Raw genomic sequence first — 17,322 nt, 5'->3', positions numbered from 1 at the left:
TTTGACATGCGTGAGACCAATTTCATCATCGAAAACAACGCCCGCCACCTGTGGCATCCGATGGCCCATCCGGCTGAGATGCAGGCCAATCCGCCGCGCATCATCAACTCAGGCGAGGGCGTCGAAATCGTCGATATTCACGGCCAGAAGGTGCTTGATGCCGTCGGCGGCCTCTGGAACGTCAATCTCGGCTATTCCTGCGAGCCGGTGAAGAAAGCGATCCGCGACCAGCTCGACGAGCTGCCCTACTACTCGACCTTCCGCGGCACGACCAACTCGCCGCTGATCGAACTTTCCTACGAACTCGCCGAATGGTTCAAGCCGGATGGCCTCAGCCGTTCCTTCTTCACCTCGGGCGGCTCGGATTCGGTCGAGACCTGCCTGCGGCTGGCGCGCCAGTTCCACAAGGTCAATGGCCAGCCCGAGCGCACCAAGTTCGTCGCACTGAAGAAGGGTTATCACGGCACGCATTTCGGCGGTGCCTCGGTCAACGGCAACCAGAATTTCCGTCGCAATTACGAGCCGCTGCTCCCGGGCGTCATCCATCTGCCCGCGCCCTTCCCCTATCGCAACCCATTCAACACCACCGATGGCGCCGAGATTGCGGCTGCCATCGGCAGGCTCTTCGAAGACGAGATTGCCTTCCAGGGAGCCGATACCATTGCCGCGCTGATCGTCGAACCGGTGCTCGGCGCCGGCGGCGTCATCGTCCCGCACGAAACCTTCCTGCCGCTGATGCGCGAGATCTGCGACCGCCACGGCATCCTGCTGATCGCCGACGAGGTCATCACGGCGTTCGGCCGCACCGGCGCCTGGACCGGATCGCGCCTCTGGGGCGTACAGCCGGACATGATGTCGACTGCCAAGGCGATCACCAACGGCTATTTCCCCTTCGGCGCCGTGATGATCTCCGACAAGGTCGCTCAGGTCTTCGAAAGCAACAAGAGCGCGGTCGGAAGCATCGGTCACGGCTACACCTATTCCGGCCATCCAGTTGGCGCGGCCGCAGCCCTTGCCACATTGAAGGAAACCAAGCGCCTCAACGTCGCCGATAATGCCGCAGCGCGTGGTGAAGAACTGCTCGCCGGCCTGAAGAAGCTGCAGGACAAGCATGAACTGGTGGGCGACGTGCGCGGCAAGGGCCTGATGTGCGCTCTCGAACTCGTCAGCGACCGTGCAAAGAAAAGCGGTGCTGCCAAGGATGTCATCCAGAAGGTGCAGGACGCCACCTATGACGCCGGCGTTCTGGTGCGCACGTCCGGCGCCAACGTCATCATGTCACCGCCGCTGATCGTGACGGCGGAAAATGTTCAAACCATCCTGACCGCGCTCGACGCAGGTCTCGCCGCCGCGAGGGGCTGATCATGTCCGAGAATGCAGCTCTTATTACGCGCCGTGAACGGCTTTTAGGCCGCAACATGTCGCTCTTTTACGACGACCCCGTGCATCTCGTGCGCGGGGAAGGCGTCTGGCTCTGGGACGCCGACGGCCGCAAATATCTCGACTGCTACAACAATGTGCCGCATGTCGGCCATTGCCATCCCCGCGTAGTCGAGGCGATCACCCGGCAGGCGTCGACGCTGAATACGCATACCCGCTATCTGCACGAAGGCATTCTCGACTATGTCGAGCGGCTGACCGCGACTTTCGACGAGAGCCTCAATGCCGCAATCCTGACCTGCACCGGCAGCGAGGCGAACGACGTGGCCCTGCGCATGGCGCAGGCTGTGACCGGCAAGACCGGCGTCATCGCCACGAACCACACCTATCATGGCAATACGACCGCCGTGTCGCAGCTATCGACCCGCATGCCGCCGGTCGGCGGCTTTGGCGGCCATGTCCGGCACGTGCCGGCGCCCGACAGCTACCGCCCGCTCGGCGGCGAAGGCGGAGACGCCTTTGCCACAGCCTTCGCAGCCGAAGTCGAGAAGGCGATCGCCTCTCTTCAGGAGACACCACACGGTTTCTCGGCCATCATCATCGATCCGTTCTTTGCCAACGAAGGCTTTCCGGACCTGCCGCCGGGCTTTCTCGACAAGACGGTCGCAGCCGTGCGCAAGGCCGGCGGCCTTGTCATCACCGACGAAGTACAGCCCGGTTTCGGCCGTACTGGCTCGCACATGTGGGGCCACCAGCACGCCGGCATCGTTCCCGATATCGTGACACTCGGCAAGCCGATGGCGAACGGGCATCCTGTCGGCGGCGTCATCGCCAATGTCGATACGATCAATGCCTTCCGAAAGGCATTCCGCTATTTTAATACCTTCGGCGGCAATCCGGTCTCCTGCGCGGCGGCAATGGCGGTCCTCGATGTCATTGAGGACGAAAATCTCATCGAGAATGCCCGCAATGTCGGCGAATATACCCGCGATGCCTTCAAGCGGCTGGCCGGGAAGCACTCGATCATCGGCGACGTGCGCGGCAGCGGCCTGTTCATGGGCACGGAATTCGTGCTGGCCAGGCAGACGAAGGAGCCGGCCACTGCCGAGGCGACCCGCATCGTCAACGCCATGCGCGAACGCGGCGTGCTGATGGGCAAGATCGGCATTCACCAATGCGCCACGAAGATCCGCCCGCCCATGCCGTTCACCCGGGAAAATGCCGAGTTCATGTTGTCGATCTTCGACGACGTCCTGTCCGGCCTGTGAGGCGATATGGCTGATCAATTGCCGCAAAACATCCACGACGCCTTGCAGAAGCGGGCGCTTGAGGCGCTCGACAATTGGCCCGTGCGGGCGCACGAGCCCATGCTGATGAAATATCGGGAGAATGCCGTCTTCCGGATTACGCTGGAAGACGGGCAATTAGCCGCGCTCCGGCTGCATCGCCCGGGCTATCACGACGAGACGAGCCTGCGCTCGGAACTGCACTTCATGGCGGCGCTCAAGCTCGGCGGCCTCGACGTGCCGAGCCCTGTGCCGACAACGAACAGGCAAAGCCTCGTCCGCTTGCAGGCCAACAGGTATTTTCCCGAGCAGCATGCCGATGTGGTGAGCTGGATCGACGGGGTTCCGCTTGGCCAGAGCGGTACGCCCCTTTCCCAATCGGCTGAAACGCAGGAGGCAATCTTCTTCCGCATCGGTCAAAACATGGCCACCATGCACGAGCTTGCCGATGCCTGGCAGCCGCCGGAACGTTTTCGCCGCCCGGCTTGGGATGCCGATGGCCTGGTCGGCGAAAAGCCGCTCTGGGGTCGCTTCTGGGATTGTCGCGGCCTTTCGCCTGAGAGCATTATCGCCCTCTCGGCATTGCGCCACGAGCTGCGCCGTGCCCTCGCGAATGCGGACAGTCAGAGCCTCGACTACGGGCTGATCCATGCCGATCTCGTACGGGAAAACATCTTTCTGACGGGGAGCGACAGCAATGTCGCCTTCATCGATTTCGATGATGCGGGGCATGGCTTTCGCCTGTTCGATCTCGCAACGACCCTGCTCAAGAATCGCAACGAACCCGCCTATCCGGCAATCGAGACCGCGCTGATATCGGGCTACCGCAGCCGGCGGGCGCTCTCCGACGCAACGCTGGCGAGCCTGCCTCTATTCATGCTGCTGCGGAGCCTTACATATATCGGATGGCTCGCCGAACGCCCGGAAATTCCGGACAGCGCCGAGCGTCTGTCGCGTTACGTCGATGAAAGCCTCGATATGGCAAGAAAGCTCAAGGCAGCCGCTTGACATCTTCGACACAATTGTTAACGTGTTAAGTAAATAAGGGATCGGGAGGACTCAATGCCACATCTCGCCATCGAATATTCGGCCAATCTGGAGGGCCGCGCCGATATCGGTGCGCTCTGCGAGCGGCTGCTGAAGACGGTTCTGGATACCGGGCTTTTCGAGGTCGGCGCCGTGCGGGTGCGCGCCTTTCGCGCCGAGCACTACGCAATCGCCGACAGGCTGCCCGAAAACGCCTTCGTGGATCTTAACTTCCGCATCGGCAAGGGCCGCACGGATGAGGAAAAGAAGCGCACCGGCGAGGCGATCTTCGCCGCGGCCATCGACATACTCGGTCCGCTCTTCGAGACGCCGCATTTCGCCCTCTCGCTGGAGATCCGCGAGATCGATGCGGAGCTCAGCTGGAAGAAAAACGCCATTCATCCGCGGCTGCGCGGCAAGTGACACTTTCCCTTCGCGGGACGACGTAACACCAAAGGAATAGACGATGTCCAAACTGCAGGAAAACATCGCAAAGGCCGAAGGCTTTCTGGCCCGGTTCAAGGATAGCGGCGTACTGAACCGCATCAATGGCGAGGATGTGCGGGCCGATGATGGTTCCACATTCGAGACCATCTCGCCCGTCGATCTGAAGCCGCTCGCCACCGTGGCGCGCGGCAAGGCTGCCGACATCGATCGCGCTGCAAAGGCCGCAAAAGTCGCTTTCGCCGATTGGGCCGCCATGCCGGGCGACGCGCGCAAGAAGCTGCTGCACAGAATAGCCGATGCGATCGTGGCCCGCGCCGAAGAGATCGCCTTCGTCGAATGCATGGACACCGGACAATCGCTGAAGTTCATGGCCAAGGCCGCCCTGCGCGGCGCGGAGAACTTCCGCTTCTTCGCCGATCGTGCGCCGGAAGCCCGTGACGGCAAGGCCATCCGCGCAGAAGGCCAGGTGAACCTGACGACGCGCGTGCCGATCGGCCCGGTCGGCATCATCACGCCCTGGAACACACCGTTCATGCTGTCGACCTGGAAGATAGCACCGGCGCTTGCCGCCGGATGCACCATCGTCCACAAGCCGGCCGAATTCTCGCCGCTGACCGCCCGTCTGCTGGTCGAGATCGCCGAGGAAGCGGGCCTGCCGAAGGGCGTCTGGAACCTCGTCAACGGCTTCGGCGAAGACGCCGGCAAGGCTCTGACGGAACACCCCCTGATCAAGGCGATCGGTTTCGTCGGCGAAAGCCGCACCGGTTCGATGATCATGAAGCAGGGCGCCGACACGTTGAAGCGCGTGCACTTCGAGCTCGGCGGCAAGAACCCGGTCATCGTCTTTGCCGATGCCGATCTGGAGCGCGCAGCCGATGCGGCCGTCTTCATGATCTACTCTTTGAACGGCGAGCGCTGCACCTCGTCCTCCCGCCTGCTGGTCGAGGAAAGCGTCTACGACAAGTTCACCGCGATCGTTGCCGAGAAGGCCAAGCGCATCAAGGTCGGCCATCCGCTGGACCCCGAAACCGTCGTCGGCCCGCTCGTTCATCCCGTGCACGAAAAGAAGGTGCTGGAATACATCCAGATCGGCCGCTCGGAAGGCGCTACGCTTGCTGCCGGCGGCGAGAAGGTCAACGGCCCCGGCGGCGGCTGCTATGTCTCGCCCACCTTGTTTACCGGAGCGAACAACCGGATGCGCATCGCCCAAGAAGAGATCTTCGGGCCAGTACTGACGGCTATCCCCTTCAAGGACGAAGCGGATGCATTGGCGCTTGCCAACGACGTCCAGTACGGCCTGACCGGCTATCTCTGGACCTCTGACGTCACTCGCTCCTTCCGTTTCACCGATCATCTCGAAGCCGGCATGATCTGGGTGAACTCGGAAAACGTCCGCCATCTGCCGACCCCCTTCGGCGGGGTCAAGAGTTCGGGCATCGGCCGCGACGGCGGCGACTGGTCTTTCGATTTCTACATGGAAACCAAGAACATCGCGTTTGCCACCAAGCCGCACGCGATTCAGAAACTCGGCGGCTGAGCCGCTAACATCCCATAAGTACGCATAAGAGGAGGAACAAATGCCCCTGCCGAAACCCAATCTCTATCCGCCCTTCAACATCGTGCGCCTCAGCCACATCGAATTCGGCGTTACCGATCTCGCCAAGTCGCGCGCCTTCTATGTCGACACGCTCGGCCTGCAGGTAACGGACGAGACCGCCGACACGATCTACCTGCGCGCGATGGAAGAACGCGGCCATCACTGCATCGTGCTGAAAAAGTCCGACAAGGCGGAAGCCCGCGATCTCGGCTTCAAGGTCTTCAGCGACGAGGACCTCGACAAGGCGGCGCATTTCTTCAAGGACAAGGACCTGCCGGTGGAGTGGATCGAGCGCCCCTACCAGGCGCGGACCTTCCGCACCCGCGACCCGCACGGCATCCCGCTTGAATTCTATTCGAAGATGGACCGCCTGCCCCCGATCCACCAGAAATACGCGCTCTACAAAGGCGTGAAGCCGTTGCGCATCGACCATTTCAACTGCTTCTCGACCAATGTCGACGAGAGCGTCGCTTTCTATAACGAGCTCGGCTTCCGCGTAACCGAGTATACGGCGGATGAAGAGACCGGCCGCCTCTGGGCCGCGTGGACGCACCGCAAGGGCGGCGTCCACGATATCGCCTTCACCAACGGCCGCGGCCCGCGCCTGCACCACACCGCCTTCTGGGTGCCGACGCCGCTCAACATCATCGACCTGCTCGACCTGATGGCGACAACCGGCTGGGTCGCCAATATCGAACGCGGTCCGGGACGCCACGGCATCTCCAACGCCTTCTTCCTCTATATTCTCGATCCGGACGGCCATCGCATCGAGATCTACTGCTCGGACTACCAGACCGTCGATCCCGACCTTGAGCCGATCAAGTGGGATCTCAAGGATCCGCAGCGTCAAACTCTTTGGGGTGCACCCGCTCCCAAATCCTGGTTCGAACATGGTAGCCTGTTTGCCGGTGCGGAAGTGGCCGAGCCTGATCTGAAGGCACAGCCGATTATCGCTCCTTAAACGTTACCCTTGAGAGCGGGCGCGAAACGCCCGCTCTCATCAACGTTCGAAAGCGCGAGGAGGCAGTCATGAATTTGAAAGACGCAACATTGTTCCGGCAGGCGGCATTGGTCGGCGGCGAGTGGATCGAAGCCGATCCTTCCAATGCGATCAAGGTCGACAATCCGGCAAATGGCGAGATCATCGGCCTCGTTCCCAATCTGGGCGCTGCTGAAACTAAGAAAGCGATCGCCGCAGCAGAAGCCGCACAGAAGGAATGGGCGGGCCGCACCGCCAAGGAGCGCTCCGGCATCCTGAGACGCTGGTTCGAGCTGATGATGGAAAATCAGGACGATCTCGGACGCATCCTGACGGCAGAGCAGGGCAAACCGCTGCCGGAAGCCAAGGGCGAGATCGCCTATGGCGCCAGCTTCGTCGAATGGTTTGCTGAAGAGGCCCGCCGCGTCTATGGCGACATCATCCCCGGCCACCAGAAGGACAAGCGCATTCTGGTCATGAAGCAGCCGATCGGCGTGGTCGCGGCGATCACACCCTGGAATTTCCCGAATGCCATGATCACCCGCAAGGCCGGCCCGGCCTTTGCCGCCGGCTGCGCCATGGTGCTCAAGCCCGCCTCGCAGACGCCGTTTTCGGCGATCGCGATTGCGATACTTGCCGAGCGCGCTGGCCTGCCCAAGGGTCTCTTCAGCGTTCTGACAGGCTCCGCCCGCGCAATCGGCGCAGAGATGACCGCAAGCCCGGTCGTGCGCAAACTGACCTTCACCGGCTCGACGGAAGTAGGCGCCGAACTCTACAAGCAGAGCGCACCGACCATCAAGAAACTCGGCCTCGAACTCGGCGGCAACGCGCCCTTCATCGTCTTTGACGATGCCGATCTCGATGCGGCGGTCGAGGGCGCGCTGATCGCCAAATTCCGCAACAACGGCCAGACCTGTGTCTGCGCCAACCGCCTCTATGTGCAGGACGGCGTCTATGATGCCTTTGCCGAGAAGCTTTCTAAGGCCGTCGGCTCACTCAAGACCGGCAACGGTTTCGACGAGGGCATCAATCTCGGCCCGCTGATCGACGAGGCAGCCCTTGCCAAGGTTGAGGAACATGTTTCCGATGCGCTTTCGAAGGGCGGCCGCGTCGTTGCCGGCGGTCATCGGCATAAACTCGGCGGACGCTTCTATGAGGCAACCGTGCTTGCCGATGTCACTCCCTCCATGGCCGTCGCCAAGGAAGAGACCTTCGGGCCGGTGGCGCCCCTCTTCCGCTTCAAGGACGAGGCCGATGTCATCGCCCAGGCCAACGACACGGAGTTTGGATTGGCCTCCTACTTCTACGCCAAGGATCTGGCCCGGGTCTTCCGGGTGGCCGAGGCGCTGGAATACGGCATGGTCGGGGTTAACACCGGCCTGATCTCGACGGCGGAAGCACCGTTCGGCGGCGTCAAGCTCTCCGGCCTCGGCCGCGAGGGTTCGCGCTACGGCATCGAGGAATTCACCGAAATCAAATATGTCTGCCTCGGCGGCGTCGTCTGAGGTCAAGAGAAGGCCATGAAAGCATGATCCATCCAAGATTCCTGTCCTTTTCGAGAAACGGCCGTCATGGCTACGGGCTTGCGGTCGACGGCGGTGTCGTCGACCTCTCCGCCCGTCATGGCGCGACCTGGCCGACGCTGCGCGAAGTGATCGAGGCCGGTCGCCTCGCTCAGCTCGCAGAAGAAGCCAAATCATTGAAGCCGGATTTCGCGCTTGACGACATCCGCTTCGAGATTCCCATTCCGTCGCCGGAAAAGATCATTTGCGTCGGGGTCAATTTCCCCGACCGCAACGAGGAATACAAGGATGGGCAGGCTGCCCCTTCCAACCCCTCGCTGTTCATCCGCTTTCCGCGGTCCTTCACCGGGCATGATCAGCCGCTGATCCGGCCGCCGGAAAGCCCGCAGCTCGACTATGAGGGCGAGATCGTCATCGTCATCGGCAAGGGCGGCCGGCGGATTGCCGAAGCCGATGCCTTCAACCACATTGCGGCTCTCTCGCTTTGCAACGAAGGCACGATCCGCGATTGGGTTCGGCACGCGAAATTCAACGTCACCCAGGGCAAGAATTTCGACAATACAGGCTCTATCGGCCCCTGGCTGGTCCCGTTTACGGATACGGCCCAGCTCGAAGACATCGAGCTTAAAACCCGTGTCAACGGCGAAGTGCGCCAGAGCGACCGCACCAGCCGGATGATCTTCTCCTTCCGCAAGATCATCAACTACATCTCCACCTTCACAACGCTCGTCCCCGGCGACGTGATCGTCACCGGTACGCCGACCGGCGCCGGCGCCCGCTTCGATCCGCCGATCTGGCTGAAGCCGGGCGATGTCGTCGAAGTCGAGGCCGACGGCCTCGGCATCCTCAAAAACACCATCGCCGACGAGGTGCGCTGATGCTGTCTCATGACGAAATCCAAGCCGCCGCCGAAAACCTCGATCAGGCGGAGCGGACACGAGTTCAAACGGGGCTCCTCTCGCTCAAGCATCCGCAGATGACCATGGACGACTCCTACGCCGTCCAGAGCGCTTGGGTGAAAAAGAAGATTGCGAGCGGCCGCAAGCCGATCGGCTGGAAGATCGGGCTGACGTCGAAGGCGATGCAATATGCCCTCAACATCAATATCCCCGATTCCGGCGTGCTCTTCGACGATATGGTCTTCGAAGACGGCGCGACCGTGCCAGCCGATCGTTTCATCCAGCCGCGCATCGAGGCCGAAATCGCTTTCGTGATGAAGGCGCCGCTCAAGGGGCCGAACATCTCGATCTTCGATGTGCTGAACGCCACCGACTACGTGACCCCCGCTCTCGAAATCCTCGACACCCGCATCCTCCGGGTCGATCCCGACACGAAAAAGGCGCGTACCATCGTCGACACCATCTCCGACAATGCCGCCAATGCCGGCATCGTCACCGGTGGCCGCGCCGTGAGACCCGACCAGATCGACATGCGCTGGATGGGCGCGATCGTCAGCCGCAATGCGGAGGTCGAGGAAACCGGGCTCGGCGCCGGCGTGCTCAATCAGCCTGCACGCGGCATCGCCTGGCTTGCCAATCGTCTCTCGCAATATGGCGACGGCATCGAAGCCGGCCAGATCGTGCTTGCCGGTTCGTTCATTCGCCCGATCGAGGCGCGCCACGGCGATACGATCAATGCCGATTTCGGTCCCTACGGATCGGTCAGCCTGTTCTTTGCATGAAGGAGTAAGATATGCCGGCGCCCAAGAACCTCTTCAAGCAAGCCCTCAAGGAAGGGCGGGCGCAGATCGGCCTTTGGCAGGCGCTCGCCAATGCCTACACCGTCGAAATCTCAGCCGGCGCCGGCTATGATTGGCTGCTGCTCGATGCCGAGCATGCGCCGAACGACGTGCCGCTTCTCGTCTCGCAACTGCAGGCGATGAAAGGCACGGCAAGTCATGCAATCATCCGCCCGCCGATCGGCGAGACCTGGATCATCAAGCAGATGCTCGATATCGGCGCCCAGACTCTGCTCATTCCCATGGTCGAAAGCAAGGAGATGGCCGAGACCATGGTCAAGGCTGTGCGATACCCGCCGCATGGCGTGCGTGGTGTTGGTGCAGCCCTTGCCCGCGCGTCGGCCTTCAACCGCATTCCGGACTATCTGTCGACAGCCAATGAAGAGATCTGCCTGCTCCTGCAGGTGGAAAGCCGCGCGGGACTTGCAGCACTCGACGACATCGCCTCGACCGAAGGCGTCGATGGGGTCTTCATTGGACCATCCGATCTCGCCGCCGACATGGGCTATCTCGGCAAGCCGGGCGCGCCGGAAGTGCAGGCGGAAGTCGAAAGGGCACTGGCAAAAATCCAGTCGCACGGCAAGGCCGCCGGCATCCTGATCGGCGACCTCTCTCTGGCCAAACGCTATCTCGAGCTTGGCGCCACCTTCGTCGCAATCGGCAACGATGTAACCCTGCTTGCCAATGCCACGATCAAGCTCCTCGACGATTTCAAGAAGGCGGATGCCGCCAAGCCAGCTCAAGACATAAAGGTCTATTGATCGCAAACGCTACCTCCCCGGCATCGCGTGACCTTGCGCCTCATCACGCAAATTTCGGTACAGAGAAAGCGTTGTGCACGCTCAGTCAAAACGGACTGCACAGCTGGACGCGACGCCTCCGCACGCATCGGTCATCATGAACCGGAAAGCTAAGAGGAGGAAACATGCGTTTCAGGAACAAAACCGCCCTGGTCACCGGCGGCGGCACAGGCATCGGCGCGGCAGTCGCGCGCCGCATTAGGCAGGAAGGCGGCAATGTCGCGCTGGTCGGGCGTCGCCCTGAGCCGCTTCGCGCCGTTGCAGATGAAATCGGCGCCACCATCGTCGTGGCCGACGCCGCCGATGGCGCCGCGATGAAGGCAGCCGTGGAGAAAGTGATCGAGACCCATGGCGGCCTCGATATTCTGATTGCCAATGCCGGCGGCCATGGCGTCGGGCCGACGGTCAGCATGTCCGACGAGACCTGGGATCTCGCCGTGCGTCTCAACCTCAATACCGCCTTCGTCAGCGCCCGCGAATCCCTGCCGCATCTCATCAAGAACCAGGGAAATATCGTCGTTCTCGCCTCGATCGCCGGGCTTTTTGCCGGTCCGGATGCGGCCGGCTACGTCACGATGAAGCATGGCTGCATCGGGCTCGCGAAATCGCTGGCGCGCGACTACGGCCGCAAGGGCGTACGCACCAACACCGTCTGCCCGGGCTGGGTGACGACCGCCATGGCCGACGAGCAGATGGAATTCATCGTCGAGAAATACAAGCTGAACAGCATCGAGGAAGCCTATGCGCTCGTCACCAAAGACGTCCCGCTTGGCCGGCCGGCGACCGCCGAGGATGTCGCCAATGCCGTCTGCTTCCTGGCTTCGGCCGAGGCATCGATGATCAATGGCGCAGTGTTGACGGTCGACGGCGGCGCCGGCACCGTCGACCTGCCGACGCTGGCTTTTGTGGAATGACGGGGAGGAAATACCGATGAACCAGAATCCGAAGGACTGGAAAACCTACGACGAATTTGCCTATGGCATCGATACGAACCGGCTGCCGGCAACGGAGGCCCTGACCGGCTCGTCTTACAAGATCTCGTTCGACGACGGCCGCACGCTGGAACTTGCCTTCGCCAAGGGTGAGGTCAAATGGTCCGATGGCAAGGAGGAAGGCATCGATCTCTCGGAGGTGATCGAAGTCGCGCCGAAGACCTATTTCGTCGAGATCATCTTTGCCGGCCGGCCCAAGGAAGCCGAGACGCTGATCCTCAACACCGAAACGCGCCGGGCGCTTTCCATCTATTCCATCGTTCGTGAACTCAAGGATTCTGTCGGCGAGCCGCAGGTCGCGCAGATCTTCCGCCCGGGCGTCATCGAGGGTGGTACAGCAAGCGGGCCGGTGCCGCATGAAAGCCGCGATCTGATCGGGCTTAGGGCGCACTTCACCTACAGCCCCAATCACGTCTACGAGCACACCTATCTCTCGTCGCAGCGCTATGCCTGGCAATGCCTCATCGGCGTGCAGCGCGGCCACGGCGATGTCGATCTCACGACGACTTACAAGTTCGACGACAATCTCTACATCTTCACCTTCCGAGAGTTCAAGATCGCGGTCGCATCCACCTTCTTCTACAATTTCAATGATATGCGCTCGACAGGCAAGTTCCTCGGCATCACGGGCGACGGCCGTATCCAGAATAGCCCCGCCGGCGCCTTCATCCGCAAGGCTTCGATGACCTATTACCTGCCCGGCCAGGAACCTGTGTGAGGACCCCCATGCGCAAAGCATTTGATATCGTAAAGGCGCATTACGACGCCAACGCGCGTCGCGACATGGATGGCATGCTCGCAGACATCGCCACCGACTGCCGCTGGACCGAGATGGACGGCTTCCCTTGCGCCGGCACCTATGTCGGACCGCAGGAGATCTTCAAGAACGTCTTCCAGGCGCTCGGACAGGCTTTTGACGGATACACCTTCAAGCTCGAACGTCTCCTCGACGCCGGTGACGAAGTGGTTGCCGTTGGGGATTATAGCGGTACGAACAAGCAGACCGGAAAGGCCTTCAAGGCCCGTGTCGTCCATGTCTGGGGCGTCGCTGAAGACAAAATCCGGCGTTTCGAGCAGTTCACCGATACGCTGAGAGTAGCCGAATCCATGCACTGACCGTTGAGGCGGTCCGGCTCCAGCCGGGCCGTCTTGTCCTGTTCAGGGCATACGGACCTTGCGCCACTGCGACGGCGAAACGCCATAGCGATGGCGGAACGCCCGCGAAAAATGCGCGCTGGAGGAAAAGCCGAGCGCAAAAGCGATCCCGGATATTTCCCCGGCATAGCCGCCGGCTTCCCGCAGCTGTTCCGCGGCTTTCTGCACCCGCAGATCCCAGATATAATCCGAGGGAGTCAGGCGTTCGACCTCGAATGCGCGGTAGACGTAACGCACCGAGCAGCCCATGCGGCGCGCGATCATCGCCACCGTCAGATCCGGCCGTTCGAGGTTGATATCGATGAAGTGCTTGATCCGCTGCAGCAGCACGCCAAGCGGATTGGCGACGGGTTTTGTCTGTGCCAGATCGGCGCCGATCATGGTGCGCACGAGCTCGATCATGGTTTGGCCGACGCTCGCGCGCCTGGCCTCGTCGAGATGATCGATCTCGTGGATGGTCGAGTCCATGAGCGACAGAAGTATCCGGCACATTCCGTCTTGCTCGGCGTGGGCCGTGAAGGGTTGTGCCAATCGTTCCACGGCGGTGGCGGGCAGTGCGTGACGCGGCAATTGCAGCAGCAGCTGGCGGACCGGCGTGCTGTTCGTCAGCATATAGGGGCGGCTTGGATCGTAGATGACGACTGCATTCCGCGAGACGGGCGCGTGCGATCCACCTTGCGTCAACGAGGCGCTGCCCTCCGTCTGCACGATCAGTTTAATGGCGTCCGGATCACCCGGTGCCGCTGTCACGTGATCGCCGAAGACGACATGCCGATCCGCCTCTAGCCGTGTCAGCCGGCAAGCTCCCAGCATGGCAGACGTCATCCGGCTCTTCTCTTCGTCGGCGCTGCCGAAATCGAGCCGGACATTGCCGAAGAGATTGCGCGCCAGTCCCGCGAACGCTCTGCCGCTGACGCTATCGATATGCCTATGAAGTGCTGCGGCCATGATTGTGGTCCTCAAAAAAGGCGAGATATCTTCATCGCCTCAGCTCGCCAGATAAGCGCCATGCAGAATGTCCGGCTGCGCCTTCAACGTCACGGCAGCACCCGAAAAGACGAGGCGCCCGCGCTCCAGCACGAGTGCTTGGTCGGCAAGATCAAGCGCAAGATTGGCGAACTGCTCGATCAATAGGACGCCGATGCCGCGCACGGCGGCAATTTTCAGCGCCTCGGCCAGTCGCTTGACAACGGCCGGCGCCAGGCCGAGTGACAGCTCATCGACGATCATGAATCGTGGCTTGGCGATGAAGGCCTGCGCCATCGCCACCATCTGCTTCTGGCCGCCGGAGAGATCCGATGCCGATTGACGCCGACGCTCCGAAAGCTCGGGAAAGATCTCATAGGCATGGGCGAGACCCTCTCGGCGCGCGGCCGCCGATCCTTCAAGGGCCGCCACGAGGATATTGTCCTCGACGGAAAGCTGCCCGAGCACGCGATGCCCCTCGGGGACAAGTGCAAGACCGGCACGGCGAATGCGATCCGGTGAAAAACCTTCGAGCGCCGCACCACCGAGACGTACCGAGCCGCCGCGCGGCAAGACGCCGGCCATCGCCATGACCGTGCTCGACTTGCCCGCCCCGTTGGCGCCGAGAAGCGTCGTAATCTTCCCGACCGCGACTGAGAAGGAAACGTCATGAATAACACGCTTGCCGCCGCGCTCGACGACGAGATTTTCGACACAGATTTCGGATGTGGTGTCCATGTCAGAACTCCCCCAGATAGGCACGTCGCACATTGGGATCAGCCAGCACGGCCTGTGTCGGACCGAGCGCCAGTAGCTTGCCGTAGTCGAGCACCATAGTTTCGCTGCACATGGAGCGGATGAGATCGACGTCATGGTCGATGATGAGAACCTGCGCGCGGAACTCCGCCGGGATGCGCAACACCAGCTCGCGAAAGGCCTTGCCCTCTTCTTCAGTCAACCCCGCGGCCGGTTCATCGAGCAGAATGAGCTTCGGCTCGCCGACGACGCATTTCGCCAGTTCGACAAGGCGGCGCTGGAAGAGATTGAGGGATTGCCCGAGCCGATCAGCAACATCCGTCAGGCCGACGAAGGCAAGGGCCTGATCGACCGCGCGGGCATGATGTCCAGCGCCAACGACGTGATCGGCGATTGCGGCGATGTTGCCTGCAACCGTCAAGTCTTCCACCACCTGCTCCGTCTGGAACGAACGGCGCAGGCCTGCGCGCACCCGCTGTAGCGGCGTCATAGGTAATAATGCCCGCTCGCCGAGCGAAACCGAGCCCTGGATGGGCTTCACGAAACCGGAGAGCACATTGAGCAATGTGGTCTTGCCCGCACCGTTCGGACCGATAAGACCGGCGACGGGTGCAGTCAGGACCGCGCTCAATTCATTGATCGGCCGCACGCCGCCGAACTGCACGATGAGATTGTCGATCTTGATCATCGCGTCCTCCCCCGGGAAAGAGCGGCATTCAGCCAGGCGATGAGACCCGATATCTGCCCGGCAATGCCGGTCGGTGCGGTCGCCAGCGCATGAAAAAGGGCGACGCCGAAAATCCCGATCGTGACATAGCCGTCTATGCCGAGATCGGTGAGCAGCGCCGGCACGGCACGCAGCAGCAGGCCAGCGATGATGGCACCGTACCAGTTGAAGACACCGCCGACGATCGCAAGCGCGAAGAGGTTGAGGCTTTCGAAGGCGCCAAAGGCGCGCCCATCGAGCTGGCCGACATTGCCCGCCAGCAGTCCGCCGGCAAGACCGGCGAGAAAGCCGCTCAATGCAAACGCCCAGGCCTTGTAGATCAGCACGTTGACACCGCTTGCAACGGCAACCGTCTCGCCCTTGCGGATCAGCGCCCATGCCCGGCCGGGACGGGCAAGCTTATGCCATTGCGCGATCAGCAGACCGATCGCCGCCACTGCACAGACATAGAGGAAATAGGAGACTTCCCCATCGGCGATAACAGGCCTTGCCAGCATCGCGCGGCCGGAACCATCGGCCCGACCGAGGAAGCCGGGACCGCCATCCGGAAAACCCCAGGCGCTGATGACGATCTGGAAGGCGCCGGCGAGCATCAGCGTCACGAGCGCGAGATAAAGACCGCGCAGGCGCAAGGCCGGCGCGCCGAATGCCAACCCCACCACCGAAGCAACGACACCGCCGGCAAGCAGGCTCAATTCGAACGGCGGATGAAAGGCGTGGCCGACGCGAAGCGTCACCCAGCCGCCGACGCCGACAAGGGCGAACTGGCAAAGGGAGACAAGACCGAGCTGACCGTAGAGAATGGCAAGCCCGGCAACAGACAGCGACAGAGCGACAGCCGAGGTTGCCGCGGACAGCCAGAAGGAATTGGCAAGCAAGGCAACGACGAGCGAGAAGATCACCATCGTCACGGGCACATGAAGAAGCTGCTTGGGCAGACGCACCATCGATAGGCTTTCAGCTGTTGGGGCGATTGTTTGCTCCTGAATGGTCATCGGTCCTTCAACGCGGCCCTGGCCGTGCCTCCAAGAATGGTGACCGCGAGGAGCGCGATGATGAAAGGCGCTGCTGCGCGATACGGCGATATCCAGGCGATCGGCGTCAGCACGGCTTCGGCGATACCGATCAAGATGCCGGCAACGGCCGTTTGCCAAAGCGACTGCAGCTGGCCGAGGATCGCTGCGGCGATTGCCGGGATCACCAGCAGGGTGAGAAAGGTGCCCTGCAACCGGACGAGATCGGCCAGCAACAGGCCGGCAAACCCGGAGAAAATGCCGGTCATGATCCAGGCAGCGGTTTCCGTGTAAAGGATGCGCACGCCGAGAACCGCGCTGAGATCGCGATCATTGGCGAGCGCGCGCATATCCAAGCCAAGGCGCGTGCGGGTCAAAAGCAGCGTGATCGCCACGACCATGACGACGGCGAGGATGATCGCGATGATGCGCGTGCAGGTCAGGCGCACGGCGAAGAGAGAAACGAACATCTGGTCGGTCGGGAACTGAAGACGACGCGGCAGCTCGCCCCAGATGACGCCCATGATGGCGATCAGGATCAGCGCCGGCGCGAGGGTGCCGACAGCGCGCACGACGATATCGCGATGCGACAGCATGGGCGCGAAGACCCGCCCGTAGAGAAAACTGATCGCCGTCGAGACGGCAACGGCGGCTAGGATGGCAACGGCGAGCGGCATCTTCCACTCCAGCAGTTGCCAGGCGCAATGGGCTCCGATCGCACCGAAGGCTCCGAATGCGAAATTGAGAACGCCGGTCGCCCGAAACAGGACGACAAGACCGACGCCGGACAGCGCATAGACGGCACCGATCCCCAGCCCGGAAATGACGAAAGGTAGAAGGTTCATGGATCGATCCTCTACGGCGCTGCGCGCTTTCAGACACGCGAAGGACGCCGTAACGCTTTAGATCAACGCATCGAGCTTTCCGAAAATCGATC

18 protein-coding genes are annotated in these 17,322 nt (G+C 61.9%); 13 read left to right on the top strand and 5 right to left on the bottom strand.

Annotated elements, in window-relative coordinates:
- Window positions 1-6: 6 nt before the first annotated feature.
- The 13 genes from GA0061100_RS12970 to GA0061100_RS12910 all read left to right on the top strand — a co-directional run bounded on the left by GA0061100_RS12970 (window position 7) and on the right by GA0061100_RS12910 (window position 12,884).
- The gene (locus tag GA0061100_RS12970; RefSeq protein WP_075853097.1) at window positions 7-1,362 is read left to right on the top strand and encodes an aspartate aminotransferase family protein; all 1,356 of its coding nucleotides are present in this window, start codon (window positions 7-9) and stop codon (window positions 1,360-1,362) included.
- A 2-nt stretch (window positions 1,363-1,364) separates the two neighbouring features.
- Entirely contained in the window at window positions 1,365-2,648 is a 1,284-nt protein-coding gene (locus GA0061100_RS12965) for an aspartate aminotransferase family protein (protein WP_075853096.1), read from the top strand.
- A gap of 6 nt (window positions 2,649-2,654) precedes the next feature.
- Window positions 2,655-3,674 carry a homoserine kinase gene (locus GA0061100_RS12960; RefSeq protein WP_075853095.1) on the top strand — a complete coding sequence of 340 codons (1,020 nt, stop codon included), beginning with the start codon at window positions 2,655-2,657 and terminating at the stop codon, window positions 3,672-3,674.
- 54 nt (window positions 3,675-3,728) lie between these two features.
- Window positions 3,729-4,115 (top strand): 5-carboxymethyl-2-hydroxymuconate Delta-isomerase, encoded by a 387-nt coding sequence (locus tag GA0061100_RS12955; RefSeq protein WP_075853094.1) that lies wholly within the window; start codon window positions 3,729-3,731, stop codon window positions 4,113-4,115.
- 43 nt (window positions 4,116-4,158) lie between these two features.
- Complete coding sequence (hpaE, locus tag GA0061100_RS12950; protein WP_075853093.1) at window positions 4,159-5,676, top strand: 5-carboxymethyl-2-hydroxymuconate semialdehyde dehydrogenase; 1,518 nt, start codon at window positions 4,159-4,161, stop codon at window positions 5,674-5,676.
- Between the two features lie 40 nt (window positions 5,677-5,716).
- On the top strand, window positions 5,717-6,697 hold the full coding sequence (gene hpaD, locus GA0061100_RS12945) for a 3,4-dihydroxyphenylacetate 2,3-dioxygenase (protein WP_075853092.1): 981 nt from the start codon (window positions 5,717-5,719) through the stop codon (window positions 6,695-6,697).
- A 68-nt stretch (window positions 6,698-6,765) separates the two neighbouring features.
- Window positions 6,766-8,220 (top strand): NADP-dependent succinate-semialdehyde dehydrogenase, encoded by a 1,455-nt coding sequence (gene gabD, locus GA0061100_RS12940; protein ID WP_075853091.1) that lies wholly within the window; start codon window positions 6,766-6,768, stop codon window positions 8,218-8,220.
- Window positions 8,221-8,243: 23 nt separating this feature from the next.
- Entirely contained in the window at window positions 8,244-9,116 is an 873-nt protein-coding gene (locus GA0061100_RS12935; RefSeq protein WP_075853090.1) for a fumarylacetoacetate hydrolase family protein, read from the top strand.
- Window positions 9,116-9,919 carry a 2-oxo-hept-4-ene-1,7-dioate hydratase gene (gene hpaH, locus GA0061100_RS12930; RefSeq protein WP_075853089.1) on the top strand — a complete coding sequence of 268 codons (804 nt, stop codon included), beginning with the start codon at window positions 9,116-9,118 and terminating at the stop codon, window positions 9,917-9,919. Before GA0061100_RS12935 ends, hpaH begins: the two co-directional genes overlap by 1 nt.
- Before the next feature lie 11 nt (window positions 9,920-9,930).
- Window positions 9,931-10,737 (top strand): 4-hydroxy-2-oxoheptanedioate aldolase, encoded by an 807-nt coding sequence (gene hpaI, locus GA0061100_RS12925; RefSeq protein ID WP_075853088.1) that lies wholly within the window; start codon window positions 9,931-9,933, stop codon window positions 10,735-10,737.
- 164 nt (window positions 10,738-10,901) lie between these two features.
- A complete protein-coding gene (locus GA0061100_RS12920) occupies window positions 10,902-11,690 on the top strand; it encodes an SDR family NAD(P)-dependent oxidoreductase (RefSeq protein WP_075853087.1) in 789 nt (262 codons plus the stop codon).
- A gap of 16 nt (window positions 11,691-11,706) precedes the next feature.
- Entirely contained in the window at window positions 11,707-12,486 is a 780-nt protein-coding gene (locus GA0061100_RS12915; protein WP_075853086.1) for a MoaF C-terminal domain-containing protein, read from the top strand.
- An 8-nt stretch (window positions 12,487-12,494) separates the two neighbouring features.
- Entirely contained in the window at window positions 12,495-12,884 is a 390-nt protein-coding gene (locus tag GA0061100_RS12910; protein WP_075853085.1) for a nuclear transport factor 2 family protein, read from the top strand.
- Window positions 12,885-12,926: 42 nt separating this feature from the next.
- Here the strand turns inward: GA0061100_RS12910 and GA0061100_RS12905 are convergent, their stop codons facing one another.
- Genes GA0061100_RS12905 through GA0061100_RS12885 form a run of 5 tightly spaced genes read right to left on the bottom strand, consistent with a single transcriptional unit; the run spans window position 12,927 to window position 17,230 of the window.
- Entirely contained in the window at window positions 12,927-13,871 is a 945-nt protein-coding gene (locus GA0061100_RS12905; RefSeq protein WP_075853084.1) for an AraC-like ligand-binding domain-containing protein, read from the bottom strand.
- 39 nt (window positions 13,872-13,910) lie between these two features.
- A complete protein-coding gene (locus GA0061100_RS12900) occupies window positions 13,911-14,627 on the bottom strand; it encodes an ABC transporter ATP-binding protein (protein WP_075853083.1) in 717 nt (238 codons plus the stop codon).
- Window position 14,628: 1 nt separating this feature from the next.
- Complete coding sequence (locus GA0061100_RS12895) at window positions 14,629-15,333, bottom strand: ABC transporter ATP-binding protein (RefSeq protein ID WP_075853082.1); 705 nt, start codon at window positions 15,331-15,333, stop codon at window positions 14,629-14,631.
- Window positions 15,330-16,367: a branched-chain amino acid ABC transporter permease gene (locus tag GA0061100_RS12890; protein WP_075853081.1), complete on the bottom strand. Its 1,038-nt coding sequence runs from the start codon at window positions 16,365-16,367 to the stop codon at window positions 15,330-15,332. Before GA0061100_RS12890 ends, GA0061100_RS12895 begins: the two co-directional genes overlap by 4 nt.
- The gene (locus GA0061100_RS12885; RefSeq protein WP_075853080.1) at window positions 16,364-17,230 is read right to left on the bottom strand and encodes a branched-chain amino acid ABC transporter permease; all 867 of its coding nucleotides are present in this window, start codon (window positions 17,228-17,230) and stop codon (window positions 16,364-16,366) included. Before GA0061100_RS12885 ends, GA0061100_RS12890 begins: the two co-directional genes overlap by 4 nt.
- Window positions 17,231-17,322: the final 92 nt, after the last annotated feature.

The organism is Martinezella hainanensis (assembly GCF_900094555.1).
GTDB lineage: Bacteria > Pseudomonadota > Alphaproteobacteria > Rhizobiales > Rhizobiaceae > Rhizobium > Rhizobium hainanense.
Note: the sequence above shows the minus strand (reverse complement) of the source record. Positions and strands in the feature narration are given on the sequence as shown.